This is a genomic window from Hymenobacter pini, assembly GCF_020421205.1.
Classification (GTDB): domain Bacteria; phylum Bacteroidota; class Bacteroidia; order Cytophagales; family Hymenobacteraceae; genus Hymenobacter; species Hymenobacter pini.
The window spans coordinates 1-24,846 of sequence record NZ_JAIZZH010000009.1; the positions used below are offsets into that span (position 1 = coordinate 1).

Here is a 24,846-nt window from a genome sequence, read left to right on the forward strand (position 1 = left end):
ATGTGGCCGCCGTCCCGGTCGCGCGTGAGCACAATGAAGGAACCCATGTGCGCCGCCTGGGCCATCAGTTCCTTGTGCTGCCGGCCCGAGCGCCAGGGCATTACCATGCTCATCAGGCCCGGATGCGCCGGGGGCGTTTCCAACTTCACCCCGAAGTTGCTGCCATCCATGCGCGCGTAGGTGTCATTCACCACCGACATCATGGGTCCGTGCCAGGGGTTCATACGTTGCGGGTACAGCCCCGACACTACCACCGTGGGGTGCAGGTGCAAATGCCTCCCCAGGTGCGCGTGCTGCAGGCCGCTGCGCAGCAGCAGTGCCGGGGTTTGTACGGCTCCGCCGGCCACCACCACCCGCCGGGCCCGGATGGTAACGTGCATCGGCTTTCCATCCGGCGTGGCGTACACGGCCTCAGCCCCGGTAGCCTGGCCATGGGAGCTGGTAACCCGCTCCGCCCGGGCATTGCACAATATGCGCGCCCCGTGCCGGAAAGCCGTTTGCAAATACGTGTTGAGCGTGCCCTGCTTCACGCCGTACCGGTCGCCGAAGCAGCTGTAGCCCAAGCCTTCAAACTGCGCATCAGAGGTGTTATGGTGCCGCTCGTTGCGCGGAATCAGCCGGGGTTCCTCGCCCAGCTGCCGGGAGCCATCCAGCAGTGCTTGGTTCTGGGCGTTGTGCCGCACGTAATCGGTATTCACGCCCAGCACCTGGCTCACGGCATTCAGGCTTTCCTGAAAAGAAGCCGCCAGAAAGTGCGGCGCCTGATGCTCCTGGGCCCACTCCTGCAGCACGTACTCCGGCGTACGGAAGGAGCCCGCCCAGTTGACGGTGGTACCACCGCCCAGGCAGGAGCCCGCCAGCAGCCCAATGCCGCCGTCCTGGGTAGTGAGGGTGCCGCGGGCATCGTACAGCGCCCCCAGCATATCTACTTCCTGCTGCGTGAAGTCGGAGCCGTAGTAGTAGGGGCCTTTCTCCAGCACCAGCACATCGTAACCCGCGGCGGCCAGCTCGCCGGCCACCACGCCCCCGCCGGCCCCACTGCCAATTACCAGCACCTCGCACTCATACTGCACATCGTGGGTGGGCGTAAGCAACTGGATCGGCTTCGACGTTTCCACCGGCTCATCCACGGCCTGCGGACCTGGGTAACCGATGTGCTCCCACACAAAGCGGCTTTGCTCGGGCGTAGAGCCCCCGTAATACAGAAACATGCACAGCTTGCGCAGCGCCTGAAACCCCTTACGGAGCTGCGGCACGTTGGAGGCAGCCCAGCTTTGCAGCAGCTTCTCGCGCTGGGCTGAGCTGAGCTGGGCAAACGGCCGCAGGGCTCCAAACCAGGTAAGTCCCAACACCGGCGCATCGAGCAGCTGCAGCAGCTGCCGGAACTCGCGCTGCGCACTAGCAGGCTGCGCCGTAATAGCCGCCGCCAGCTTATCCAAGTCTACGCCTTCTGAGCCGGCGCGGGCCCAATAGCCCGCATCGGCCGCGGGTGAGGGCGGTGGCAGAGTGGGAATAAATGTATCGGCCAGGGCGCGCAGAGTGGCGCGTTGCGCGGCGGTGAACTCCATAACCAGGTGGGAATGCAAGCAACAGAAAGAGAAACCAGACCGGCTCGGCACCGGCTCTAAAAGTTCGTCATTTTCCCGGAATTACTCGGCTTGCATACAAAAGAAAAAGGGGGATTTAGAACTTAGAAGTGAGAACCCAGGCTCCGGCCTTGAGAATCAAGATTAGGCGCTGACGCATACAGCGAGAGGGCGTTTCTAAGTTCTCAGCTCTCTATCACAGCCACTTCACCAGCCAGTTCACCAGCTTTTTCACCTGAGGGGTGTAGGGCGGGTAGATGGGCTTGAGGCCGGTACGGCCCACGCGCTGCCGCAGCACCGATTTTTCGTTGCTGAACGCTATAAAGCCCGCGTAGCCGTGCGCCCGGCCCAGTCCGCTGTTGCCCATTCCGCCGAAGGGCAAATCGGGGTGGCCTAGGTGCAGAATGGTTTCGTTGACGCAAGCGCCGCCGGCCGGAATGTGCTGCAGCAGGTACCGTTGGTTTTCCTGGCTCTGGCTGAACACGTACAGCGCCAGGGGCCGGGGACGGGCGTTTACCTCATCCACGGCTTGCATAAGCGTGCTGAACGTGCGCACCGGCAGCAGCGGCCCAAAGATTTCCTCCTGCATCACGCGGCTTTCCGCGGGGGCATCCAGCAGCACCGTGGGCTCTATGAAACGGTGCTCCGCATTGGTAGTGCCGCCCACAGCCACGGCCGCACCGTGCTGTTGGGCATCGGCCAGCAAACCGGCTAGCCGCTGAAAGTGCCCATCATTCACGATGCGCGCAAATGAGGTGGATGCGGCCACGGGCTGCCCGTCGGGGGCGTAGAACCGCTGAATAACCTGCCGTATTTCTTCCACCAGCTGGTCGCGCACCCGCTCGTGTACCAGCACGTAATCGGGGGCCACGCAGGTTTGGCCGGCGTTGATGCCCTTGCCCCACACGATTTTCTCGGCCGCGTCGCGCAGGTCGGCGGTTTCGTCCACCACGGCGGGGCTCTTGCCTCCCAGCTCCAGCGTAACGCTGGTGAGGTGCTCGGCGGCAGCGCGCATCACCACTTTGCCCACCTGCGGGCTGCCGGTAAAGAAGATGTGGTCGAAGGGCAGAGCCAGCAGCTCAGTGGCTACTTCTTTGTCGCCCTCCACCACGGTTACTTCGGAGGGGTCGAACAGCTCCCGGCACATAAGGCTGAGCAGGGCCGCCACGGTGGGCGTCATTTCCGAAGGTTTGATAATAGCGCAGTTACCAGCCGCCAGCGCCGAAATCAGCGGATCGAGGGCCAGGTAGAAGGGGTAGTTCCAGGGTGCAATGATCAGGCACACGCCCTTGGGCTCGGCCTGCACCCAGCCCCGGGTGCCCACCAGCGCCATGGGCGTGCCCACTTTGCGCGGGGCGGCCCACTGCCGCAGGTGGCGCAACGTGTGTTTTAGCTCCGTCTGCGACGACCAGATTTCCGTCACGTCGGTTTCGGTGGCGGGCTTGCGGAAGTCGGCGTACAAGGCTTGCTGGATGGCGGCGCGGTTGTCGGTCAGCCATGCGCCGAGCTTCCGCAGGCGGGCAGCCCGGTTATCCAAGGGCTCGTGGCGCAGGGCCTCAGAGCGCCCCCGCTGCCGGTTAAACAAGTTCTGTAGAGCAGATGTAGCCGGAGCAGACGGCATAGCAGCAGTGGCCATAAAGCAGAGAAGACGGGAACTGGTAATCTAACAGAAAACACAAAAACCGATAAAAAGTACCAAACCTTGCGCAGGTTCCAACCGGTAAGCGCCATCTTTGCCCCCTGTTTTGGCGGAAATCACCCTTCACCGCCGGCTTTTTATTTGTATTCGCTATGCAACAGGTCTGTCGCCGGCTGCAAGAGCTTCTTCAGCTACTGAATGAGCACCTGCCTACTTTTTCGGCTGCTGAGCTGAGTGAGCCCTCCGCCCCCGGCAAATGGTCGCGCCAGGAAATTCTGGGCCACCTCATCGACTCGGCTGCTAACAACCACCGGCGGTTTGTGCTGGCCCTCACCCGCCCCGAGCCACTGCTCATTATTCCGTACGACCAAGATGCCTGGGTGCACTGGGCCGATTATCAGCACACTACCCCGTCCGACCTGTTGACTCTGTGGACGTTATACAACCAACAGCTCATCCGGCTGATTACCCAAATTCCGGCAGAGGCCTACGCTACTCCGTGCACCTTTGAGAGTGGGTATTCCGTGACGCTGGGCTGGCTGGTTGAGGATTATGCCGTGCACCTGGAGCACCACGTGCAACAGCTCCTAGACCGGACCCCGCACTAACGCGGGCACTATTTTGCGGGGGTAGCACGTTAGGGGACTTCGTCGTTTGAAAAGTGCATGTTGACAGTTCCCCTTTTACCTGTGCGGCGGCTCGCTCCGCTGTTTTTTCTGCTCCTAACGCTTACTCCGAAAACACCTGCCCAAGCCGCTCCGCCGCACCCGCTGGTGCGTGTGCAGCCTGTAGCGCCTCGGGTTTTTGTACCCACCAGTCGCCCGCAGCTGGCAGGCCCGGCCTCCAATGGCCTGCTTATTCAGACGCCCAAAGGCCTGCTGCTGGTAGATGCCGCCTGGAGCGCCGCCCAAACCGAGCAGTTATTGCGCTGGGCTACCGACAGCCTGCACCAGCCGGTGCGCCTACTGGTGCTTACGCACGCGGGAGCCGCCACCCCAGAAGCGTTGGAGGTGCTGCGCCGGCACCATGTGCGGCTGTACAGCAGCCCCCTCACGGCCCGGCGCTGGCACAGCAGCCACCCGCAGGCCCCCGCTCTGGTACCGGCCCTGAAGCCCTACACCCTGATTCGGGCCGGGCGCACCCGGCTGGAATTGTTTTTCCCGGGCGCAAAAGGTGGCACCGAGCCGGGCGTAGCTTGGCTTCCAAAGCAGAAAATATTGTTCAGTGGCAAAGTAGCGCCAGCCAGCGGGCAGCAGCCAAGCTCCCGTGCCGAGCGGGCCTCGCTGCGCACGGTAGCCGCTCGTTACCACCGGGCTCGGGTAGTAGTTCCCGCGCACGGGGCAGTGGGTACGCTTGCCCTGCTGGGCCGGTAGCGCCTTATTACGTGCTGCTTGAAGGAGGTGAAAAGTGTAGCTTGCGCCCTCTCTTTTCATCTCCCTACCCCTTACTATGCTGAACCGGCGGACGTACTTTATCCGGGAACACGCGGGCGTGTTCAAACTCAAAGACACCTACGATATTCTGGACCCCGAAACTCAGGAGCAGATTGGCTATGCCACGGAGGCCACGCCCTCCTGGGCCATATGGCTGCGGCTGCTGGTGAAAAAGCACATGCTGCCCGTTACCATTGCCGTGCGGGAGCAGCCCGAAGCCGCGCCGCTAATCCGGATTGAGCGGGGCTGGACGTTCTGGCGCTCCAAGGTGAACATCATTGACGCTAACGACCAACGCATTGGCTATTTCAAGAGCAAGTTGCTCTCCTTCAATGGCGGCTTCTACGTGTTCAATACCCAGGACGAGCAGATTGCCGAAGTGAAAGGCAGCTGGAAAAGCTGGGACTTCAAGTTTGTAGCAGCCTCGGGGCAGGAAATTGGGATGGTTACCAAGAAATGGGCCGGCCTGGGGCGGGAGCTATTCACCAACGCCGACAACTACCTGATTTCTATCAATGACATGGGTGAGCAGCAGGCAGCCTCCAATGCCTTGCTGCTGGCGGCTGGCTTAGCCATTGATACCGTTTTCCACGAGCAGCAGTAACCGCCTAACCGCCCTGGGCCCTGTGGCCCGGGGCGGTTAGCTAGTCCGGCGGCGCTGCCGGCGGCGGGCCAGGGCTGGGGTGCGCCAGCGCCAGGGCCAGTCGTGCTCATTAGTGAGGCGCTCAGCATCAAACAGCCATTCCAGCGCGGCGGGTAGCTCCGTGAAGTACTGCACCTCGTAGGGCAGTGATGCGCGCGTGGAAGCCAGTAGCAGCCCCTCCGTCATCATGCGGTTGTGCAACTCCATGGGCAATAGCACTGCCAGGCGGGTAATGCCGGAACGGCGCAGGCGAGGTAGCCAGTTGGTATACAACCACTGTTGCACAGCCGGATCCAGGGGAGGCAGCCGGTGCATATTAAGCAGCAGCTGCCGGGCCTGGTGGCGCTCTATCCCCGCCAGAATAGCCTCCAGAATTACCGGCACCTGCGCGGCAGTGGGCTCAGCCGGACGCCACATGCGCAACAGCCGCAGCCGCCGATTAAAGCGCAAGACAAATAAGGGAAGAGCAAAGCGCACCAAGGGCATGGCAGCTAACGAAGTAGAGAGGCAGCCCAAGATACAGCACTTCTCTACAGCTTGGTTATGATGAGCTTAGAAGTAACCTCCGCTGCGCATTTGCCCTGTTACCGGTGGGCTCTATTTCTTCTTTTTAGGCTTTTTGCTCAGATAGGCGCGGGCCTCGTTGTAGGCTTCTGATTTGCGCTCGGCTTTTTGCTGTACCTCCTTATAGTAACGGGCGGCTTCTTCGGGGCGCTGCTGCTTTTCGGCAATACGGGCCAGGTTAAGCAGCGCATACAGGTAGAAGCCCTGTTTAGTATCTTTGGTACTCTCGGCAAATACCACGCAACGCTGGTAATACTCGCGGGCTTTGGGTAGGTCTTTGTATTGGTTCTGCATCAGGCTACCCAGGAAGAAGGTAGCATAGCGCCCACTGATGCCCTCGTAGCCGGGTAGGCCCCGGTTAATCTTGTCCAGAATATCCCGACTCACCCGCTCACACTCGCGCAGGTCGCCCACTTGGTAGCTCATGAGGGCATAAAACCGCTGCAGGTAGCCATTATCGGGGTAGGTGGTGGCCATGGCTTGGGCCAGTGGCAGGGCTTCCAGCGGTTTATTCTCCTGATTCTGCAGAATTTTCATCAGGAACACCTTGGCTTCCGGCGCGGTGTAAAAGCCGTTGGCGGCCACACTACGCAGTTGGCTTAAGCCCAGTTTTTTGTTGCCTTTGGGAAAGAACAGTAGCACCGGCTTCAGCAACGGGTAATTCTCCGAAATCCAGGGGGCGTAGTAGTTGATTAGGGCCTGACCAAACAGAAATTCCGGGCTGAGGCCGTTGGCTTCCTGGCTTTTCTCCAGAAAATCGAGGGCGTGCTTGCTGGCAAAGGTGGCCTTGCGCCAGTTGTGCCGCTCGGCATTCAGCCGGGCCGAAAACCCATAGGCGGCCGACAGGAAAAAACAGGCTTCGTAGTTCTTGTTATCGGCCTTATATAAGGTTTCGCCCTTGGTCACGGCCGTATCCATGTAGGCCAGAAACACCTTGTCGTACTGCTCGTTGGTGATGTTGCTGGGCATGATTTTCCACCACGTAGTCAGGCCCAGCAGGAAGTAGGGCATGGGGTGGTTGGGGTAACGGCGGCGCAGGCTGCGGAACTGCCGCTCGGCCTTATCGTGCTTGAAGTTGTAGATGTTGAATACGGCACCTTCCAGCTCCGTCTGAATGTCCTTGTCCAGCAGTAACCACCCGGAAATATCAACGGCGGCGGGAGCTACATCCACGTTGGATAGGTTTATCTGACGGCCCGGACGGGTGGTATCGGGCTGCTGTGCCTGCACCCGAAGGGCGAGTAAAAGGCAGCAGCCGAGCAAAAAAAGACGCATGAGTACAGGTTATAGCCCCTAGTATACAGGAAACGGTCGGGAGACGCGCCCTATCATACGTACCGCAACAAAAAAAAGAGGCTGAAGCTCCCACAGCCTCAACCTCTTTTGCGTTTACCAAGCACCAAAAGCGCCCAGGAAACGGCCAGCGGCTAAAATTCCCACCCAAAGCCGCTGGATGTCCGTTCCGAAACTGCCCGCTTACCGGCCAGCTTCGGGCTGGCGGGTAAGCCAGCAATATGCGTTGTACTGACCGGGCGTAAACACCCGGATCAAGGTTTGCTCATAGGTTTTTTCGGCCTGCAGAGCCGCCGGGCTGGCCAGCAACCGGCCTTCCGTGGCCGAGGCCACCATACCGGGCTGCGCGGGCGTCTCGCCCAAGGCTTCCAACTGCTGCAAATACTGCCGCGTGCTACGCTGCACTTCCCGCTGCTGCTGCCGCGACAAGCTCAGCGCCTGGCCCAGATAGCGGGCCAGCCGGCTGCTGCGCACCGTTACGGACTTAGAAGCGGAGCCATCGGGTTGAGCCTGCGCCACATGGGCACCTACGGCCAGCAACGCTAACAGCGTCAGGGTCAGTAAGCAGGTTGTGAGCGTTTTCATATGGATAGTCCGATTCAGTATGTCAAAGGTCCGGCTGAAATACGCGAAAAGCCACTGCCTTGTTCACCTTTTTTGGTGCCTTATTGACCAAATGTGTTAATTTCACGCTTCCCACTAAGCCATTGAGGCATTACTGCGCTGTGAAGCTACAATTTGAACCCATCCACCCCACGGTTGACAGCTCGTTTACGCTCCTGCACTACACCGAAGTTAGCAAGGCCGAACTGCTCTGGCACTACCACCCTGAGTATGAGCTGGTGTACATCCCGAATGGCCATGGCCGCCGCCACATCGGCCAGCACATTTCCCGGTTCGAGGACGGGGAGCTAGTGCTTATTGGGCCCGATTTGCCCCACCTCACATTCAGCTACGGTCAGCCGGTGGGCACGCCCTTCGAGGAAATTGTAGTGCAGCTGCGCGGTGATTTTCTGGGCCCGGACTTCTGGGAGAAGCCTGAACTGGCCGCTATCCGGCAGCTGCTGGCCCGCTCCCACGAGGGGCTTTCCTTCGGAGGCAATACCCGCACGGCAGTAGGCCCCACGCTGCGGCAGCTACTGAGCGCGCCGCCGTTTATGCGGCTGCTGCTGCTGCTACAGGTGTTGCAGCAACTGGCTCAGGCTCCGGCTCAGGACATTCAGCCTCTGCACGCGGGCACCGGGGGGCAGGGTCTGAGCGGCAAGGAGCAGCAGCGTCTGAGCCGGGTGTACCAGTTTGTGGAGCAGAACTACCAGCGGGCCAGTCTCTCGGTGCAGGAAGTTGCCGATGTGGCCTATCTGTCGGTGCCGGCGTTCTGCCGCTACTTCAAGAAAATGACGCGCCACACCCTCACCGACTTTCTGCAGGAGTACCGCGTGGGTCAGGCCTGCCGCCTGCTACTGGACGACGACTTGGCGGTGACGGAGGTGTGCTACTCCTGCGGGTTCAATAACCTGTCGCACTTCAACAAAACCTTCCGCAAGTTCACGGGTCAAAGCCCCACCGAGTACCGCCGCCAGCGCATTGGGAAATAGGTGATGAGGTGAAAGGTTGGTACGTCATTCCTCGGCTCCGCTCGGAATGACGGGTTACATTTTTCGCTATCCTCTTTTCAGGAACAACCAACGGAAAGCAAGTGTCTGCTACGGTAGATGCTCGCTTTCTTTTTTACCCTACTATTCCCTTGGCAGCAGCTGCTGGTAGCCGCGCCGGAAAAGCCGTTGGTGCTGCAGCCGGCCCCATTTCCGGTGGCGCAGCCGTTATTCTCAATAGCCACTGTGCACGATGAACGCGTGGGCCGGCCCGCCGTGGCCTGGCTGCTCACGCCCACGGCCACTACGGGACAGCCGGTGGAGCTGCGAGGCGGCACTGAAGCGGCGCTGTGGCAGTTTGCGGCCCGGAGCCTGCCGGCTACTACTGCCCGCTACCGCGTGACAGTGCGCGTACTGGAGTGCCGGGTGCAGGAGGTGCCCGCCGCCAACCGGCAAGCCGCCGGGCAGCTCACGGTGCGCCTGGCATTCGACTGGCAAAACCCGGAGGGCCGTACCGTAACTCTCACCGAGTACCGGGGCGGGGCCCGTTACCAACGGCCGCTGGCTAACCGGGCGGTAGTGGAAACGGCGTTGCAGCAGAACTTGTTGGGCGGCTTCCGGTATCTGCAGCAGTGGCTGACCAAAGCGGTGCGGGAGGATGCCCGGCTAGCCACGGCTGTGCGCCCCACCTTCCGCTACGAAACCCGCCAGACTGAAGCCGACACGGTATTTCATGATGTGAACCGCCCACTGACCTGGGACGATTTCACCGGGCCGACGCGGACGAAGGGCAAGTACGCGGCGGCGGTGTATTCCAGCTTTGCCTACCAGGGCTGGCCACGGCTGCGTAACGGGATTATTGACCTGGATATTCAGCTGAAGGTATTTATGGTGCGCAGTTCCTCCTGGGTGGCTCCCAACCAGCGCACGGCTTACAACCTCAACCATGAGCAGCGGCACTTCGACATCACGCGGCTGATTGTGGAGCGCTTCCGCCGCAAAGCCACCGCCGACAGCCTCACCGTGGCTGATTTCAACAGCATTCTGCAGCTGCAGTACTTGAAGTCTTTCACCGAAATGAACCACCTGCAGGACCAGTACGACGCCGAAACCCACGGCGGCACCGACCCCGTCGCTCAGGAACGCTGGAACCGCCGGATTGATGCCGAATTGCGCAAGTATGAGGTGCTGCAGTAAAGGTTACCTCTCAGCAGTAATCTGAATATAAAAAGCCCTCGGTGTGTAATACACCGAGGGCTTTCGGATAGAAGTAGAATAGCAGCATATTGCCACTTTGCATAGACACCTTCTATAGACACTGTTAGGATAGCGGATTACAAAGGAGTAGCGGCCGTGGTAGTGCGCAGGAAAAGCAGCGCGTCGTAGGCTTTGCTGAGCTTGAATTGACCGTACTGCTCCGTGCTGGCAGGCGTCTGGCCTACCAAGCGTTGCGGGCGTTGGGCGTCCTGGGCACCCAGTTGGTGCGTGTTCAGGAAAAAGGCAGAATTGTTTACGCGGGCCAGCGAAGCCTCCCAGGAACCGGCTTTCGGTGCTGGCAGTGGGTAAGCCGCCATCTGACTAACCGGTGACACAAACGCCTGTTGGGTGGCGGCAAACGTGCCGAAAGCAGTGGAGGTGGCTAGCACGAAATACTGCCCAGGGAACATCCGCTCCAGGAAGGCCCCGGTGCCGCCCCCATTATTATCAGTAGGGTCCATAGACTGGCGCGAAAGGTGGGCGTCATGCGACCAGACGATGATTTTGCTACCCGGCTGGCGCACCAGCAGCTGCGTCATGGCGGCGAAGAGACTGTCGCGGGAGGAGTCACGCTTGTGGAACTTCACCTGGTATGGGTAGTCGAACACCATGCGGCTGTTTTGCAGGGTCAGCTCCAGGGTTTCCCGGGCGGCGCGGGGTAGGCGGGCGGTGGGGAGGGCTTTAAGCAACTGCTCAGCGGCATCGTAACCGGCCAAGCCGTTGCTCAGCCACGCCTTATGGTCGAATTTGAAAGAGCTGCTGTTCATCTGCAGCCACATGTCATCCTGGAAGGCGGCGCTCTTCACGAGTTGCTCGATGTGCGGACGCAGGGCGGGGTTCTGCTTACTCAGGCCCTGTTGCACGAGCTGAGCGTTATCGGAGCCAAACATGGCATCAATACCGGTGAGGCTGACTTGCCGACGGCGGTGCTGGCGGTTGTAAGCCTGCATCCACGTGAGCATTTCGGCGGTTTCCTGGTTCTGCCAGATGCTGAGCAAATGTTTCTGCATGAGAGGTTTCAGGGCAGTGGCCTGGCGCTGATGCAGGGCCGTATCTACCCGGCGGGCACTGCCGTAGGTATTTTCCAGGGCTACCTGCGTGAAGCCGTGCTCTTCCATTAGCATGCGCGTCAGCCAGAAACGGAGCTTGTAGAACTCGGCCGTGCCGTGCGTACCTTCGCCCAAAGCCACTACTTTCTTACCAGCCATTTGGCCCACGAGCGGCCGCACGGTTTCCCGAAACTGCTCGAAGCTCTGGGTATTCACCGCGTTGATAAGCGCCGGATTAAGCAGAATGCGGGCCGTATCAGCTGAAACAACCGGCGCAACAGTAGTAGATACCTGAGCAGAGGCCATGGAAGCCGGAGCAGCTAGTAGCGTGGCCGTAACAAGGGAGCGAAAGAAAGTTTGCATAGCGGGCGATGTGTAGAGTTGCGGGAGTAGAGAACCAGCCATTTACCGACTGGCAACGACACAAAGGAACAGGGCTTCATCGGTGAACAGAAGCTTTTTTAGACCACGGCGGCCCAAGAAGCGACGAAGCAGATGGGTTAGCATTTTAGTCGAAAAAAATACCCCGGTTAGTCGAAATCTGATTCCGCTGATGGGCTGGGTCGCCGGAAAATCTGCCAACTTGGCCCTATGCTAGCGCCCTCCTCTGCTCCTCCTTCCTCCTCCGACCAGCCCAGTTATTTCCCGCTCTTTTTTGAAGGGCTGGTGTGGGTGCTATACGTGGGCATGTATAAGTACAACGGGTTTATGGAGGCCACGGTGCTGCCTGGGCAAGCACCGCACTCCAACTTTCCCAACCCACAGCTCATTCTGTTTGCGGTGGCGGCCACGCTCTACATCATCCCGTACTACCGGCTGCTGGTGCCTGCCCTGCTGCGCCGTCGGCGCTATTTGCTGCTGGGGCTGGGCTCGGCGTTGTACCTATGGTGGGGCATCAAGCTGAACATGATGCTGGCCAGCGGGACCTTTCAGCAGATAGCCAGCCCCCCCAGTCTGATTGATTTCTACCACGCTACTTACGTAGAAGCGGCCGGCAAGCTTTTCAGCCGGGCTCAGCCCTATATTAGCCTGCTGTTCACGGACTTGCTGGCGTTTAGCTGCGTGGCGTTTATGCGCGTAGCGTTTGAAAACGAATACCGCCGCCGCCACCTCGAAAAAGACCATCTGGCCTTGCAGATGGAGCAGCTGAAGGCCCAATTGCAGCCGCACTTCCTGTTCAACACACTCAACAGCATTTACGGGCTGAGCATGGTCGGTTCGCCGGATACGCCGCGCTTTATCCTGCTGCTTTCCGAGCTGATGCGCTACGTGTTGTATGACAGCGGCAAGGCCCGCGTACCACTTGCGGAGGAAGTGGAGTTTCTGAAAAACTACTTTGAGCTGGAGCAGCGCCGCTACGCCGGGGCGCGGGTAAGCTTTACGGCCATGGGGGATATTGCCGGCGTGCAGGTGCCGCCCCTGTTGCTGCTGCCTTTGGTAGAGAATAGCTTCAAGCACGGCCGCCACCATTTTTCCGACGATGCCGCCGTGCACGCCACACTCACGTCCGCCTTGGGCCGTCTGCATTTTCTCATCGAAAACGACATGCTGCCGCAGGTCCCGACTGCCTCATCTAAGCGGAGCGGGGGCATTGGGCTGCGGAATATTCGTCAGCGGCTGGAGCTGTACTACCCCAACGCCCACCAGCTGGACCTTACCGAGCACAACGGCCGCTACCGGGCCGAGCTGACGCTGCATCTGTAACCCGGCACGGCTTTCTACTTATTCCTGCTACCCTTACTAGTATGACTACCTCCCCAGCTCCCGTTCGGTGCCTGATTGTGGACGATGAGCCCCTGGCCCACCAAGTGCTCACGCAGTTCATCGGCCAGACGCCGGGGCTCACGCTCACGGGCAAGTGCCGCAACGCCATGGAGGCCTACGAGCACCTGGCCCAGCACCCCGTGGATTTGCTGTTTCTGGATATCGAAATGCCCTTGGTGACGGGCCTGAACTTCCTGAAAAGCCTGACGCACCCGCCCAAAACGGTACTCACCACGGCCTACCGCGAGTATGCCTACGAGGGCTACGAGCTGGACGTGCTGGATTACCTGCTCAAGCCCTTTAGCTACGAGCGGTTTATGAAGGCCATTGCCCGGCTGCCCGCGGTGCAGCCCCTTCCCCCCGCCGATGCTGCCACCGAGAAGTACCTGCTGGTGAAGGAACGCCAGGGCCTGCTGAAAGTCCCGCACCGCGACATTGTGTACGTGGAGGGCTGCAAGGACTACGTGAAGATTGCCTCACCCACCAAAAGCTACCTGCTGCACCACACCATGAAGGAAATGGTGGAGGTGCTGGGCCCGGCGTTTTTGCGGGTGCACCGCTCCTTTATTGTGGCCGCCGCCCACATTCGCATGCTGCAGCCCGATAACGTACTGCTGCTGGATAACACGCTTATTCCCATTGGAAACTCCTACCGCGGCGAGCTGCTGGCTTATTTCAAGAAATAATCTGTCTTTTACCAGACTATTCCCCACTCCACCTTATACCTACCGGGTATGCTACGTGCTTCCATTTCCTTCCTGGTGCTGCCTTTGCTATGGGCCGGCACCGCCACGGCCCAAACGGCCACCTTCAACAAAGCCAAGCTCGACAGCCTGCTCACGGTGCTGGATGCCAACCACAAGCTGGCGGGCAGCCTGCAGCTTACCCAAAACGGACAGGTAGTATATAGCCGCGCCATTGGCCCGGAGCAGCCGAACGTGCCTGCTACCACGGCCACGCGCTACCGCATCGGCAGCATCAGCAAAACCTTCACGGCTACCCTGATTATGCAGCTGGTGGAAGAAGGCAAGCTTCAGCTGAACGCGCCCATTGCCACCTGGTTTCCGGACCTGCCCAACGCCACCAAGATTACCGTGGACCAGCTGCTGCACCACCGCAGTGGGCTCGGCGACTTTACCCGGGACCCGGCGTATGGGCAATACATGACGCAGCCCAAAACCCAGGCCGAACTGCTGGCCATTATCCGGGCCCGGCCGGTTGATTTTGAGCCCGGCGCCAAGTATGACTACAACAACTCCAACTATGTGCTGCTGGGCTACATTGTGGAGAAGGTGACCAAACAATCTTACGCGCAGGCATTGCAGAAGCGCATTACGGGCAAGCTGGGCCTGAAAGACACCTACTACGGCGGCCGCCTTGATGGCCAGAAACACGAAGCCGCTTCCTTCGTGTGGGATGGCACTACCTGGCAGCTGCAGCGGGAAACCGATATGAGCATTCCGGGCGGCGCGGGTGCCATTACCTCTACCCCCGCCGACCTTACCCGCTTTATGGAAGGCCTGTTTGCGGGCAAACTGGTGAAGCCGGCCACCCTGCAGCAAATGCAGCAGATGCAGGACGGCTACGGCGCAGGTATGCGCATTGTGCCCTTTGACAGCAAGCAGAGCTACGGCCATTTCGGCAGCATTGATGGGTACCGCTCGGCCCTCACCTACTTCCCCGCCGATAAACTCACGCTAGCCTACTGCGGCAACGGCATCAGCACCGGCTACACCCTCAGCGACCTGCTGGTAAGCACCCTTACCATCTATTTCAACAAGCCCTTCCGCCTGCCCGATTTCCGCGCCCCAAAGCTTGAGGCAACTGATTTGAACGCCTTAGTGGGTAACTACGCCAGCCAGCAGATGCCGCTCAAAATCAACGTAACGACCAGCGGCACCACACTCATGGCCCAGGCTACCGGCCAAGACGCTTTCCCCCTCACGCCCAAATCCAAGACCACGTTTGTGTATGATGCCGCGGGCCTTACCATGGAGTTTGATGCGGCGGCCCACACCTTTATGCTGCACCAGGGAGCCAACCACTTTCTGTTCACGCGCCAGTAGCATTCCATCAGCTGGAAACGCCAAACGGCCCCACCTGGAAAATCCAGGTGGGGCCGTTTGCTAAGTGGTAGTGGTGCGAAGCTTATTTCTTCACTTTCACCTGTCCGTCGTCGGCGTCGCGCTTCACTTTGGTACCGTTGGGGTACTCCACTTTCGTGTCGCCGTCTTTGTCAATTTTCACGGTTTTGCCATTGGCGTACTCAATTTTGGTTTCGCCGTTTTTCTTCTTGTCGTACTTCACAATAGCCGGGCCACGACGCGCGGGCGTGGTTTCGCGAGTGGTTACTACCGTGGTAGCCGTGTAGGGCGTACCATCGTAGTAAGTGCCACGGTTAGAGGCGTAGGTGTTGTATTGGGGCTCCGTCACGTAGGTTTTTACCTGGCGGTCGGTTTCGTCGTTCACCTGGCGCAGGGCGGCGTAGCGGCCAGTGGTGTCGGTGGCGTAGCGGGTGTTTACCTCGTTGAGGCGACGGCCCCGGGTGTAGTAGGTTTTAGTTACCTGGGTTACCACCACGGTGTCCGTCAGCTTCAGGTCGTCGGCAATGCGGGCGGCCAGGCGGTCGGCTTCGGTGCGGTACGCGGCCGTGTCGGTGGTCATGGTGCCGTCGTTTACTACCACGGCGGTATCGGCGGAGGGAGTGGTGGCCGCATCTACGGCGGCGGGCTTATCCTGCGTGCAGGAGGCTACGGCCAGTGAGGCAGCAGCAGAGAGAAACAACAGAGACTTATTCATGGAGAATTCGGGTATGATGAAAACCGCCAGCTCCATATAGGCTTGCGGCTATAATTGGGGCTGATACGGTAGCGCTTGAATCGAGGTTGCAGCCCGGCTTGCAGAAAAAGTACCGCGTCAGGCAACGGTTGCGGCCCGCTGTTCATCTACCCCACTACAACGCCGTTACATCCCTCACTCCTTTTCCCTGGTCGTATGAAAACGAATGTTTCTTTCGCTTTTGCAGTGGCTGCTGTGCTTAGCGGCAGCCTGGTTAGCTCGGCCGCAGCCCAGCAACTCCGCAACGTAAGCGGCTTTGAACAAATCAAGGCCAGCGGAGCCATTGATGTGGTGCTTACCCAGGGCGCTACCACCCAAGTGAAGGTAGATGCCGAGCCTGATGTGCTGGAACATGTGCGCACCGAAGTGCAAGGAAATACGCTGGTGATGTATCGGGACAAAGGCCTGTCGTCGTTACTGTCCAACAAGAAGGTAACCGTATACATTACTTGCCCCACCCTCACGCGGGTAGAAGTGAGCGGCGCGTCCGATGTGAAAAGCACCACGCCCTTCACAGCCGACAACTTCACCGTGCACGCCAGTGGAGCCTCCGACGTAACGCTGCATCTAAACGTGAAAAACCTATCGGCCTCGGCCAGCGGGGCCAGCGACCTACACCTGACTGGCCGGGCCGAGCAGCAGCAGGTACACGTCAGCGGCAGCAGCGACTACAAAGGCTACGACCTGCAAAGCCGCACGGCCAACGTGCAAGCCAGTGGCGCTTCCGATGCCTACGTATCCGTGACGGAGGAGCTGCAAAGCCACACCTCCGGCTCCAGCGACGTGCACTACAAAGGCAAGCCCCGCCTCACGCGCTAACGGCACAGGTAGCTTTTAAACTCAGTAAGGCCACCCGGTACGCACCGGGTGGCCTTATTTGTTGAGCGTAAGCAGCTACTTACTGCTTTTCAACCAGTGCCGTGCGCTGCTCCGTACCGGATTGGTAGCGCACCAAATAGGTACCAGCCGCCAAGCCAGCCAGCGGAATGGCCGTGCTGGTAGTAACCGGCCGAACCTCGTACCGGGCTACTACGCGGCCATCCAGCGCCACTACCTGCACCTGCGCGCCAGCGGTAGCAGGGTGCTGCAGCCAGAGCTGGCCGGTAGTGGGGTTGGGGTAGACCGCCAGGGCCAGTTCCCGGGCCGACAGGGTACTGGTGGCAGTGGTGCGGTTGCCCTTCACCACCACGTTTTGCAGCAAGGAATACCGGCCGGCGCTGGAGCTGCCGCAGCTAAAATATAGACGCACCGTGAGCGTTTGCCCCGTTGCTAGGTTGAGGCCGGTAGCGCCGTTCAACGCCAAGTGGTAGCGGTTGGTGAGGCCGTTGACCTGATTGGCCAGCACGATAGGCGTAGCAAAAGCGCCGTTAGCCGCAGCGGCCAGCGCCCCACCCGGACCGGTACCGCCGGTTACATCCACGGAGTCGGCAGTGAAGTTGCTGCGTGAGTACACCACGGCCAGCTTGGTACCACTGGAGGTGTTGTAGAAGCCCGCCGACAGCAGCAACGAATCCAGCCGTACCGACTGCCCAGCGGCCGCCGTAATGGTGAACTGCTCGTAGTATTTCCGGCTGAGGTTGCCGCCCGGTCCGCCCGAGGCCGTACCCCATGAACCGTCGCCGTTGCTGGTAACGCCCAGCGCCTGCCCAAAGGTGGCCGAGTAAGCTGGTACCGTGGCCACGGTGGTGCCGTTGGATACGTACAACCGCTTCAGCGTGGGCGTACTGGCCGTAAGGGCCGCACTGCGCACGGTGGCATCGTCGGCGGCGCTGGCCGTGAGAGGCCACTGCTGCAACACCACCGATACCACCGGCTGCTGGTTGGTAGCGGTACCCGTTACGGCGGCCGTTACGGCCGTGGCCCCGGTGCTGGTATGCTGAATGTTGCCCGCGTACGGACCCACGGCCGAGGCGTTCAGGCGCACGCTCACGGTAGTAGGAGCCAGCACCGTGCCGGTGGGTGCCAGGCTGAGCGGGTTAGCACTAGTGTTCCAGGCTCCGCCCGCGGCTACCTCGTAGCCCGCCGGGGGCGTAATCAGTACCGGCCCGGTCAGGTTTTCGCCCGCTACGGTGTACGACTGCGCCGCTGAGGGCCCACCAGCGTACTGCGTGAAGGTGCTCAGCCCGCCGCTTACTATTATAGTAGGCACGTTGGATACCCGCACCGAATCGGTAGAGTGGGTGGCCTGCCCGGTGCGGGAAGCCTGCACAAAATAGTAGTAGGCGCTGCCCGAAGGCGGCAAAGCATCCATCAGCTGAAAGTTGACGGTGGTATCGGTGGCGGCCGTCAGCTCGCCTATTTTGGTAACAGCGGCCCGGTTGGCCGAGCGGTACAGCTCGTACTTCACCTGGGCCAATGGCCAGCTGATGTTCCACGACACCGTGGTACTGATAGCGCCTTTCTCCGCTTTCAGGTTGGCTACGGCCACATCGGGCTGGGCCGTGGGCGTACCGAAGCCGGGGATGGTGGCCGGATTCCAGCTGCCGAACAACGTAGCGGGCTGGTAGGCGGCCGTGTCGGCGGCCGTGAGCTGCTTCGACCAGGCTACGCGCTGGGCCACGGGTACCAGTTGGCCCCCGAAGTAGCGGCTACGGAACTCGCCGTAGGTAATCAGGCTCACATCGGTACCGGCGTCCCAGGTTACCCAGCCCTCGGGCCGGATGCTGGCGCTCAGGCGGCTGTTGATGAGCACCGTTTTGTTGTTGGCCAGCGGCGAGCTACCGGTGGAGTTCTGCCAGGGACGGCCCAGATAGTACTGCGTGGCCCCGATATTGGCCGGAAACCGGCTTTTGCGGAACACGTAACCGGCAGCCTGCCCCGCCGGGGTGTTGGCCGCCGTGATGAACGAGTTGCCCACCGCCGTGCGCGACTTGGCGTATATCACGCAGTTCTCAAACACCCCAATGGAGCTGCCGAAGATGAAATCCACGTTGCCGTCCACGTAACAGTCCCGGAAATAATGGCGGGGTGTGCCGCTGCCTTTGGTGTACAGGGTGTCCTGGTTGCCCAGGAAACGGCAGTTGCGGAAGGCGGCGCGGTCGGCATTCACCAGCACGGCCACGGCCTGGGTACCGTCGCCGTAGTAGTTTTCGAAGGTGAGGTTCAGGGCGCTGAAGTCGTTGGCATTTACCGTGAAGCTGGCCGAGTTCTGGGTGCCAATGGTACCGCCCCCGGGCAGCGGGGTGCTGGCCCCGTCGTTGTAGGTCAGCACAGTGTTGGCCACACTTTCCCCCACCAGCTGCACCATGGTTTTGGTGGTGGGCACGGTAATTTTCTCCCGGTAGCGGCCCTTCTTGATGAAGATGGTGTAGAGTGTGGTGCCGTTGTCGGGGGCGGCGTTGATGGCGGCCTGCACCGTGCGGAAGTTGCCGGAGCCATCCTGCGCCACCACGGCGCTGTAGGTGGCCGTTTGGGCCCGGACGCTGAATAGCGTAGTCAGCAGTAAAAGCCAGCTGGTAACCAGCCAGTACCGATAGGTAGAGGTGTTGGGCATACAAATGTGGGAATTGGTTGGAAAAGAAAGCGCGGAGAAAAGCAACTTAAGGCTGCTCAAAAGCGGCCTGCAAGTGCTGGCCACCATCAAGGAAGCGCAGCACGTAACGGCCGGCTGCCAGCTTGGGCAGGGCCAAACGGGTTTGCCGGGCCGCCACAACCACTGGCACTGCTGCCACCTGCTGGCCCAGCACATTGTACACGGCCAGTTGGGCTCCGGGGCCAGCGGCTGGGTGCTGCACCTGCAGAGCGTCGCCCTGGGAGGGGTTGGGGTACACTAGCAGCCCCGTTTCGCTTGGCCGGAGTGCGGGGCTACTTAGCACCGGCGCGGCTAGGCCGTTGAGGTAGTTTTCTAGCTGAGTGTAGCCGTTGCTGACTCGTTGGCTTCGGTCGGCGGGGTTGTTGGGGTTAAGGCCCCGAGCCGTTTCCCAGGCATCGGGCATGCCGTCGTGGTCGGCGTCGGCGGGGGCGGGCAGGGAGTTGAGCGTGGGCCAGGCGCCGGTAGTTTGGGCGTAGGGCGTACCGTGCGGGAAACCGCCCTGCACATCAATGAGACTGCCGGTGCGGTTGCGCACATCCTGCACAATGCGCTGGTCGTGGGCGTCGCGGGCGGGCAGCACGGCCCCGGCCCCGGCTAGTACAGCTTCGTAGGCCTGCTGGGCCGGTTGGGCCGCTACCAGTGCCGTCAGCGAACTGGTGGTTTTGGCCAGTGTGGTGTCATTCAACGAGCCCCCGTTCATGGAAGCGCCCCGCCAGTTGTGCGCCGAAATGCTGGCTGAGCCTTCCACGTAGTTGCCGCTCAGGTAGTACGTGCCGTAGGGCAGGCTGCTGCTTTTGTAGGGGTTGATAATCTGGTAGCGCACCGGCACGCCGGCCGAGGAGCCGGTGCTGGTAGAGGGCCCGGCTTTGTAGTAGTTGTTGATGATGTTATAGCGGCCCCCTTCGCCCCCGTTGGTGGTGTAGCTGGCCCAATTGTAGAGCACGTTGTTCACCAGCTCGGCGTTTTCCTGGCCGGGGGTGTTGGGCGAGAGGTTGCGGCTGCCATCAAACCGGGGCAACCGGCCCCGGCAATGGGCCAGCAGGTTGTGGTGAAACGAGGCGTGCCGCCCCCCCCAGATGCCCCCGTAGGCGTGGCGCTCAAAGTCGGTGTCGCCGGTTTCGAAGTGGTAGGAGTAGTCCAGCGGCTCGCTGATGAGGTTCCATTGCAGCGAGATACTGTCGCCGGCGTACAGGGAGCAAGCCTCATCCGCCGACCAGCTCATGGAACAGTGGTCAATCATGAGCTTGCTGCGGCCCACGGCGTTGAAGGCGTCTCCGTCGCCGCTGCCGTTCACCGGCCCCAGGTTCTGGTTTTTGTCACCCAGCCGGAAGCGCAGAAACCGTACAATCACGTTATCGGCCGCCACCGTGAAGGGTTGGTCAGCCAGGCAAATTCCGTCACCGGGGGCCGTTTGGCCGGCCAGGGTAGTGTTGGGTTTCTGCAGCTTCAGGGGCGTGAGCAGATGAATGGTGCCCGACACCCGAAACACCACCGTGCGGTAGGTGGCCGGCTGAGTAAGGGCGTAGCGCAGGCTGCCGGGGTTGAGGTCGTCGTTGAGGTTGGTGACTTCGAACACCGTGGTAGGCTCCGTGGCCGTGCCGCGGCCCCCGCTGGTGTAGCGGCCGGCGCCCTCGGCTCCGGGGAAAGAGGGCAGTTGGGCCAGGGCAGGCAGGGCGGCCGTGAGCAACAGGCTGCCCGCCAGCAGGCTCCGCAACGCAGTGCGCCCCGGCCGACGCAGGGGTAGAGGTAGCAACATACAGGAAAGGTGGGAATTGGGGAAACCGGTGCCGGCCCGGAAGTTAGCAGCCCGGCAGAAGCGCGTTTGGAGCAGTATTCTACTGACTTACAAGGGCTAATCAGCCGGTTACGGCGGAGTTTATTTGCGCAATCGTTGCCGACATCGTTGCCGGTTGCCGGGCCGGGCGGCCACAACCAGGTACCTTTGCCCGCCTATGACCGAGCACCGCCACTTTCTCCTCTATAAGCCCTTCGGCTACCTCAGCCAGTTTATGAGCAACAACGCCCGGGAAGCGCGCAGAAAGAAATTCCTGGGTGAGCTGCACGACTTTCCGGCCGAAACCATGGCCGTGGGCCGCCTCGATGAGCACAGTGAAGGCCTGCTGCTGCTGACTACCGACGGCCGGGTAAGTGAGCGTATCCGCCGCAAGGATGTGGAGAAGGAATACTACGCCCAGGTAGACGGCGTGCCTACCGATGAAGCTATTCGGCAGTTGCAGGAGGGCCTGGAAATTGCCCACCGCAGTGTGCTGTACCAGACGCTGCCGGCCCAGGTACGCCGTCTGGAGCAAGCCCCCGACCTGCCGGCCCGGGGCCGCAAAATCCGCGACGAGCGGCACGGCCCCACCAGCTGGGTCAGCATCATCGTGACCGAAGGAAAATTCCGGCAGGTACGCAAAATGACGGCCGCCGCCGGTTACCCTACCCTGCGGCTGGTGCGGGTACGGGTAGGCCACATCTGGCTCACGGACATACAGCCCGGCGAAGTGCGCGAGGTGCCGGAGCTGATAGCCGTGGACGAAGCGGAGGAACCTACTGAGGACGCAAACGGATAGCTGCCACGCAGGGGAACGGGCGTAAAACTCAACCAGGCTGCTACATTCGCCCGAGTCAACCCTTTCCTGCCTGTATGCCTTTCCGCCTCCTGCTGCTCTGGCTGACTGCCGGCTTGCTGTTTCTGTCGGCCTGCTCCTCGCCCGACGGCCCGCCCGCCGAGCCCGACTACCTCACCCGGATTCCGGACCCCAAAACGCTGGGCGAAACCTATGTCAGCAACCCCGACAGCCTGCTGGCCCCGGCCACGGTGCAGGACCTCAACGCCACCCTGCAGGCCCTCGACCAAAGCGGCCGGGCCCACATTGATGTGGTAGCCGTGCGCAGTATTGGCGAAGAAACACCCAAAACCGCCGCCACGGCCCTGTTCAACCGCTGGAAAATTGGTGGCAAAGACCAAAATAACGGCTTGCTGCTCTTGCTGGTGCTGGATCAGCGGCGGGTGGAAATGGAAACCGGTTACGGCCTCGAAGCCGACCTGCCCGACGTGACCTGTTTCCGGATTCAGCAGCAGTACATGGTACCCTTGCTGCGCCAGCAGCGCTACGATGAGGCCGTACGCGAGGGGGTAGCCGCCCTTATCCGCCAGTTCAGCACCGGCTCGGTGGCCCTGGCTCCCACCGATTCCGCCGCCGCGCCAGCAGCGGCTCTGCAAACTGCTCCCGAAGCCGCCCCGGAACCGGTAGCAGTGCATGAATACGCTGAGAATAATGGCTGGAGTGGCCCGGCAATAGTAGCCGCCTGGCTTATGACGGTGCTTTGGCTGGTAACTACCCTGGCCCTGGCCTTTCATAAGCCCGCTGTGCCGGCTCCGCGCTGGGTGCTGTGGCTGAGCCTGGTGCTGCTACCACTGTACGCGGCCCTGGCCATACTCACCAACTGGACCTTGCCGGCGCTGGGCCTGCTGGTCCTGTGCTACGGGCTGCCCCTGCTGTACACTTATCTGTATCTGGGCCGGGTTAATCGGGAGTTCCGCACCACGTATGCCGCCAAGAGCCGGCATGAGAAATACACCTTTCTCCACGAAGCCCACCACAATCTGGGCTTCACGGCCTGGCTGCTGCCGCTGGGGCTGGCGTTTTACTGGCCCCGCTACCGCCGCCGGCTGCGGCAGCTCCGCGAAGCACCCTACGCCTGCCCCCGTTGCGCCACACCCATGCACCGCCTCAGCGAACAGGCCGATGATGAAAAGCTGGAGCTGTACCAGGCTGCCGAGGAGCACGTAAAATCCGTGGACTACGATGTGTGGGCGTGCCCCCAGTGCCAGCATAGCTTCGCCCTCGATTATCAGAACCTGAGCACCGATGTGCTGCCCTGCCCCAAGTGCCACCACCGCACCCTGCAGTCCAAACCCGACCAGGTGATGCAGGCGGCCACTACCGCTTCAGAGGGCTGGGGCTGGCACGTGCACCGCTGCTACTTCTGCAACCATGAGCAGAAAGAGAAGTACACCATCAGCCGCATACCTACTTCCTCCAGCAGCTCGTCCGGCGGTTCCTCATCGTCGTCCTCGTCGGGCAGTTCTTGGTCGAGCAGTAGCGGGGGCTCGTCTGGGGGTGGCGGGGCCGGCAGCAGCTGGTAGGTGCATCCCTTTAAGCAGCCATGGGCAAGGGGTTGCCGAAATTAAACGGTACCTTTACTGCATTATCACGTCAGCCGGTTGCCGAGGCCCGCGTTTCCGCGGCTGGCCCGCACCCGGTTTCTCCTGATTCGGCCGGTATTTTGCCCCCTGCAGCCACTCAGGCACGCTTTTTCCGTAGGAAGTAGTGCAGAGAGTTACTCAGGCAATAGGTGCTCCGCTTAGGCGCGGCACTTGGGTGTAGCCGGAACTTTCCGCCGCCGAGGATTGTACTGAAGTGATACTCTTTTTTACCATTTCAAGGCCTTCATTGTCAGAACGGCCGATACCTTAAGACGTCATTACTACATATGGGTAGATCACAAGCCACCTTCGGGAAGAGAGAAAACGAGAAAAAGCGCCTGAAAAAGCGGCAGGAAAAAGAAGAGAAAAAGGAAGAGCGCCAGGCCAACGCCAAGAAAGGCCAGGGCCTCGACGATATGCTGGCTTACGTAGATGAGTTCGGCAACATCACCTCTACTCCTCCCGACCCCAACCGCAAAAAGCAGGAGATTAAGCTGGAGGATATTCAGCTGGGTGCCGCCCGCGTAGTGGAGTCGGACGAGGACTCCGTGCGCACTGGTACCGTTACCTTCTTCAACGAATCGAAGGGCTACGGCTTCATCAAGGACAAAGCCACCGGCGAGAGCATTTTTGTGCACGTAAACCAGGTGCAGGCTGCTTCTCCCCTCAAGGAAAACGATAAGGTAACCTTTGAGGTAGAGATGGGCCAGAAAGGACCAAGCGCCGTGGGTGTGAAGCTTGCGTCCGCCGTATAGCCTCTCTCCCTACTGCTCCCTACACGCGAAGCGCCAGCTACTCCCGCAGTAGATGGCGCTTTTTTGTTGGAAATTCTTACTCACTTTAGGGCTACTACCGCGTATAAATCCATTTGTAATAGTGCACCTGGTCCCGCCAGTCGTCTTTCTGCCGGATAACAACGCGGTGCTCATCCAAGGCGGAGAAGGTGTAGGTTTCAGTAATCGGGAAGTTGAAGCCGGACGGACGATTCAGCTTCACCACAATGGTTGTGTCCTTCAGTTTGTACACGCCATCCTTCGACCCCATATATACATCGGCGGGCTGAAATACCCACGTAGAGTCGCCGATGTTCATTCCCTCGCTGGCGTTGCCCGCGCGGGAGTAGTCGTAGCGGCTCCTGAGGCTACCATCGGGGTTGTAGTAGAAGAGGCGTCGGTACTCCTGCTGTAGATTCCAAGTACCGGGCAGCGTGGGCGCGGGGGCAGGGTCGGGTTTGGCGGAATCGTGGCAGGCGGCCAAGCCCACACTGGCTAGCAATAGGCTGTAAGGTAGAATTGCTTTCATTGACTGAACGGAGAGGAATACGCTACGGACTGCTGGCAGCTAGACCGAAGCTACCGGATTTTCTATTGAGCTAGACACGCTTAGCCAGTAAATACCCCTAAACACACCTGGGACGGCTGAGGGCAAATCCGTAAGTTGCGG

General features: G+C 60.6%; 22 protein-coding genes. 12 read left to right on the forward strand and 10 right to left on the reverse strand.

Features of this window, described 5'->3' with window-relative positions:
* Together LF252_RS22365 and LF252_RS22370 are read right to left on the reverse strand one after the other, a co-directional pair.
* Positions 1-1,568, reverse strand: a 1,568-nt coding sequence (locus tag LF252_RS22365) for an FAD-dependent oxidoreductase (protein WP_226271823.1), incomplete at its 3' end; no start/stop codon positions are given.
* 214 nt (positions 1,569-1,782) lie between these two features.
* Complete coding sequence (locus tag LF252_RS22370) at positions 1,783-3,222, reverse strand: aldehyde dehydrogenase family protein (protein ID WP_226271824.1); 1,440 nt, start codon at positions 3,220-3,222, stop codon at positions 1,783-1,785.
* Positions 3,223-3,377: 155 nt separating this feature from the next.
* On the opposite strand from LF252_RS22370, the gene LF252_RS22375 reads away from it, so the two are divergent.
* The 3 genes from LF252_RS22375 to LF252_RS22385 all read left to right on the forward strand — a co-directional run bounded on the left by LF252_RS22375 (position 3,378) and on the right by LF252_RS22385 (position 5,262).
* Positions 3,378-3,833, forward strand: a complete 456-nt coding sequence (locus tag LF252_RS22375; RefSeq protein ID WP_226271825.1) for a DinB family protein — start codon at positions 3,378-3,380, stop codon at positions 3,831-3,833.
* An 81-nt stretch (positions 3,834-3,914) separates the two neighbouring features.
* Positions 3,915-4,598: an MBL fold metallo-hydrolase gene (locus LF252_RS22380; protein ID WP_226271826.1), complete on the forward strand. Its 684-nt coding sequence runs from the start codon at positions 3,915-3,917 to the stop codon at positions 4,596-4,598.
* Between the two features lie 76 nt (positions 4,599-4,674).
* Positions 4,675-5,262, forward strand: coding sequence for a phospholipid scramblase-related protein (locus tag LF252_RS22385; protein WP_226271827.1), 588 nt, complete (start codon positions 4,675-4,677; stop codon positions 5,260-5,262).
* Between the two features lie 36 nt (positions 5,263-5,298).
* Here the strand turns inward: LF252_RS22385 and LF252_RS22390 are convergent, their stop codons facing one another.
* The 3 genes from LF252_RS22390 to LF252_RS22400 all read right to left on the reverse strand — a co-directional run bounded on the left by LF252_RS22390 (position 5,299) and on the right by LF252_RS22400 (position 7,743).
* Positions 5,299-5,751 carry a hypothetical protein gene (locus LF252_RS22390; RefSeq protein ID WP_226271828.1) on the reverse strand — a complete coding sequence of 151 codons (453 nt, stop codon included), beginning with the start codon at positions 5,749-5,751 and terminating at the stop codon, positions 5,299-5,301.
* A 147-nt stretch (positions 5,752-5,898) separates the two neighbouring features.
* Entirely contained in the window at positions 5,899-7,140 is a 1,242-nt protein-coding gene (locus LF252_RS22395) for a tetratricopeptide repeat protein (RefSeq protein ID WP_226271829.1), read from the reverse strand.
* 201 nt (positions 7,141-7,341) lie between these two features.
* Positions 7,342-7,743, reverse strand: coding sequence for a hypothetical protein (locus LF252_RS22400; RefSeq protein WP_226271830.1), 402 nt, complete (start codon positions 7,741-7,743; stop codon positions 7,342-7,344).
* Positions 7,744-7,883: 140 nt separating this feature from the next.
* On the opposite strand from LF252_RS22400, the gene LF252_RS22405 reads away from it, so the two are divergent.
* The gene (locus LF252_RS22405; protein ID WP_226271831.1) at positions 7,884-8,753 is read left to right on the forward strand and encodes an AraC family transcriptional regulator; all 870 of its coding nucleotides are present in this window, start codon (positions 7,884-7,886) and stop codon (positions 8,751-8,753) included.
* A gap of 117 nt (positions 8,754-8,870) precedes the next feature.
* Complete coding sequence (locus tag LF252_RS22410) at positions 8,871-9,947, forward strand: hypothetical protein (RefSeq protein ID WP_226271832.1); 1,077 nt, start codon at positions 8,871-8,873, stop codon at positions 9,945-9,947.
* 137 nt (positions 9,948-10,084) lie between these two features.
* Here LF252_RS22410 and LF252_RS22415 read toward each other — a convergent pair whose 3' ends face one another.
* On the reverse strand, positions 10,085-11,419 hold the full coding sequence (locus LF252_RS22415) for an erythromycin esterase family protein (RefSeq protein ID WP_226271833.1): 1,335 nt from the start codon (positions 11,417-11,419) through the stop codon (positions 10,085-10,087).
* Between the two features lie 228 nt (positions 11,420-11,647).
* On the opposite strand from LF252_RS22415, the gene LF252_RS22420 reads away from it, so the two are divergent.
* From LF252_RS22420 to LF252_RS22430, 3 genes are read left to right on the forward strand one after another with little or no spacing between them, the layout of a single operon-like run.
* Positions 11,648-12,760: a sensor histidine kinase gene (locus LF252_RS22420; protein WP_226271834.1), complete on the forward strand. Its 1,113-nt coding sequence runs from the start codon at positions 11,648-11,650 to the stop codon at positions 12,758-12,760.
* Between the two features lie 41 nt (positions 12,761-12,801).
* Entirely contained in the window at positions 12,802-13,506 is a 705-nt protein-coding gene (locus tag LF252_RS22425; RefSeq protein WP_226271835.1) for a LytR/AlgR family response regulator transcription factor, read from the forward strand.
* 48 nt (positions 13,507-13,554) lie between these two features.
* Entirely contained in the window at positions 13,555-14,886 is a 1,332-nt protein-coding gene (locus LF252_RS22430; RefSeq protein ID WP_226271836.1) for a serine hydrolase domain-containing protein, read from the forward strand.
* Between the two features lie 82 nt (positions 14,887-14,968).
* On the opposite strand, the gene LF252_RS22435 is transcribed toward LF252_RS22430, so the two are convergent.
* Complete coding sequence (locus LF252_RS22435) at positions 14,969-15,619, reverse strand: T-complex 10 C-terminal domain-containing protein (RefSeq protein ID WP_226271837.1); 651 nt, start codon at positions 15,617-15,619, stop codon at positions 14,969-14,971.
* A gap of 195 nt (positions 15,620-15,814) precedes the next feature.
* Between LF252_RS22435 and LF252_RS22440 the strand changes: the two genes are divergently transcribed.
* The gene (locus LF252_RS22440; RefSeq protein WP_226271838.1) at positions 15,815-16,477 is read left to right on the forward strand and encodes a head GIN domain-containing protein; all 663 of its coding nucleotides are present in this window, start codon (positions 15,815-15,817) and stop codon (positions 16,475-16,477) included.
* A 79-nt stretch (positions 16,478-16,556) separates the two neighbouring features.
* On the opposite strand, the gene LF252_RS22445 is transcribed toward LF252_RS22440, so the two are convergent.
* Positions 16,557-19,151 carry a pectinesterase family protein gene (locus tag LF252_RS22445; RefSeq protein WP_226271839.1) on the reverse strand — a complete coding sequence of 865 codons (2,595 nt, stop codon included), beginning with the start codon at positions 19,149-19,151 and terminating at the stop codon, positions 16,557-16,559.
* 46 nt (positions 19,152-19,197) lie between these two features.
* Positions 19,198-20,946: a T9SS type A sorting domain-containing protein gene (locus LF252_RS22450; RefSeq protein ID WP_226271840.1), complete on the reverse strand. Its 1,749-nt coding sequence runs from the start codon at positions 20,944-20,946 to the stop codon at positions 19,198-19,200.
* A gap of 196 nt (positions 20,947-21,142) precedes the next feature.
* On the opposite strand from LF252_RS22450, the gene LF252_RS22455 reads away from it, so the two are divergent.
* The 3 genes from LF252_RS22455 to LF252_RS22465 all read left to right on the forward strand — a co-directional run bounded on the left by LF252_RS22455 (position 21,143) and on the right by LF252_RS22465 (position 24,158).
* Positions 21,143-21,763 carry a pseudouridine synthase gene (locus LF252_RS22455; RefSeq protein WP_226271841.1) on the forward strand — a complete coding sequence of 207 codons (621 nt, stop codon included), beginning with the start codon at positions 21,143-21,145 and terminating at the stop codon, positions 21,761-21,763.
* A 74-nt stretch (positions 21,764-21,837) separates the two neighbouring features.
* Complete coding sequence (locus tag LF252_RS22460) at positions 21,838-23,343, forward strand: TPM domain-containing protein (protein ID WP_226271842.1); 1,506 nt, start codon at positions 21,838-21,840, stop codon at positions 23,341-23,343.
* A gap of 347 nt (positions 23,344-23,690) precedes the next feature.
* Entirely contained in the window at positions 23,691-24,158 is a 468-nt protein-coding gene (locus LF252_RS22465) for a cold-shock protein (protein WP_226271843.1), read from the forward strand.
* 94 nt (positions 24,159-24,252) lie between these two features.
* On the opposite strand, the gene LF252_RS22470 is transcribed toward LF252_RS22465, so the two are convergent.
* Positions 24,253-24,705, reverse strand: coding sequence for a hypothetical protein (locus LF252_RS22470; protein WP_226271844.1), 453 nt, complete (start codon positions 24,703-24,705; stop codon positions 24,253-24,255).
* Positions 24,706-24,846: the final 141 nt, after the last annotated feature.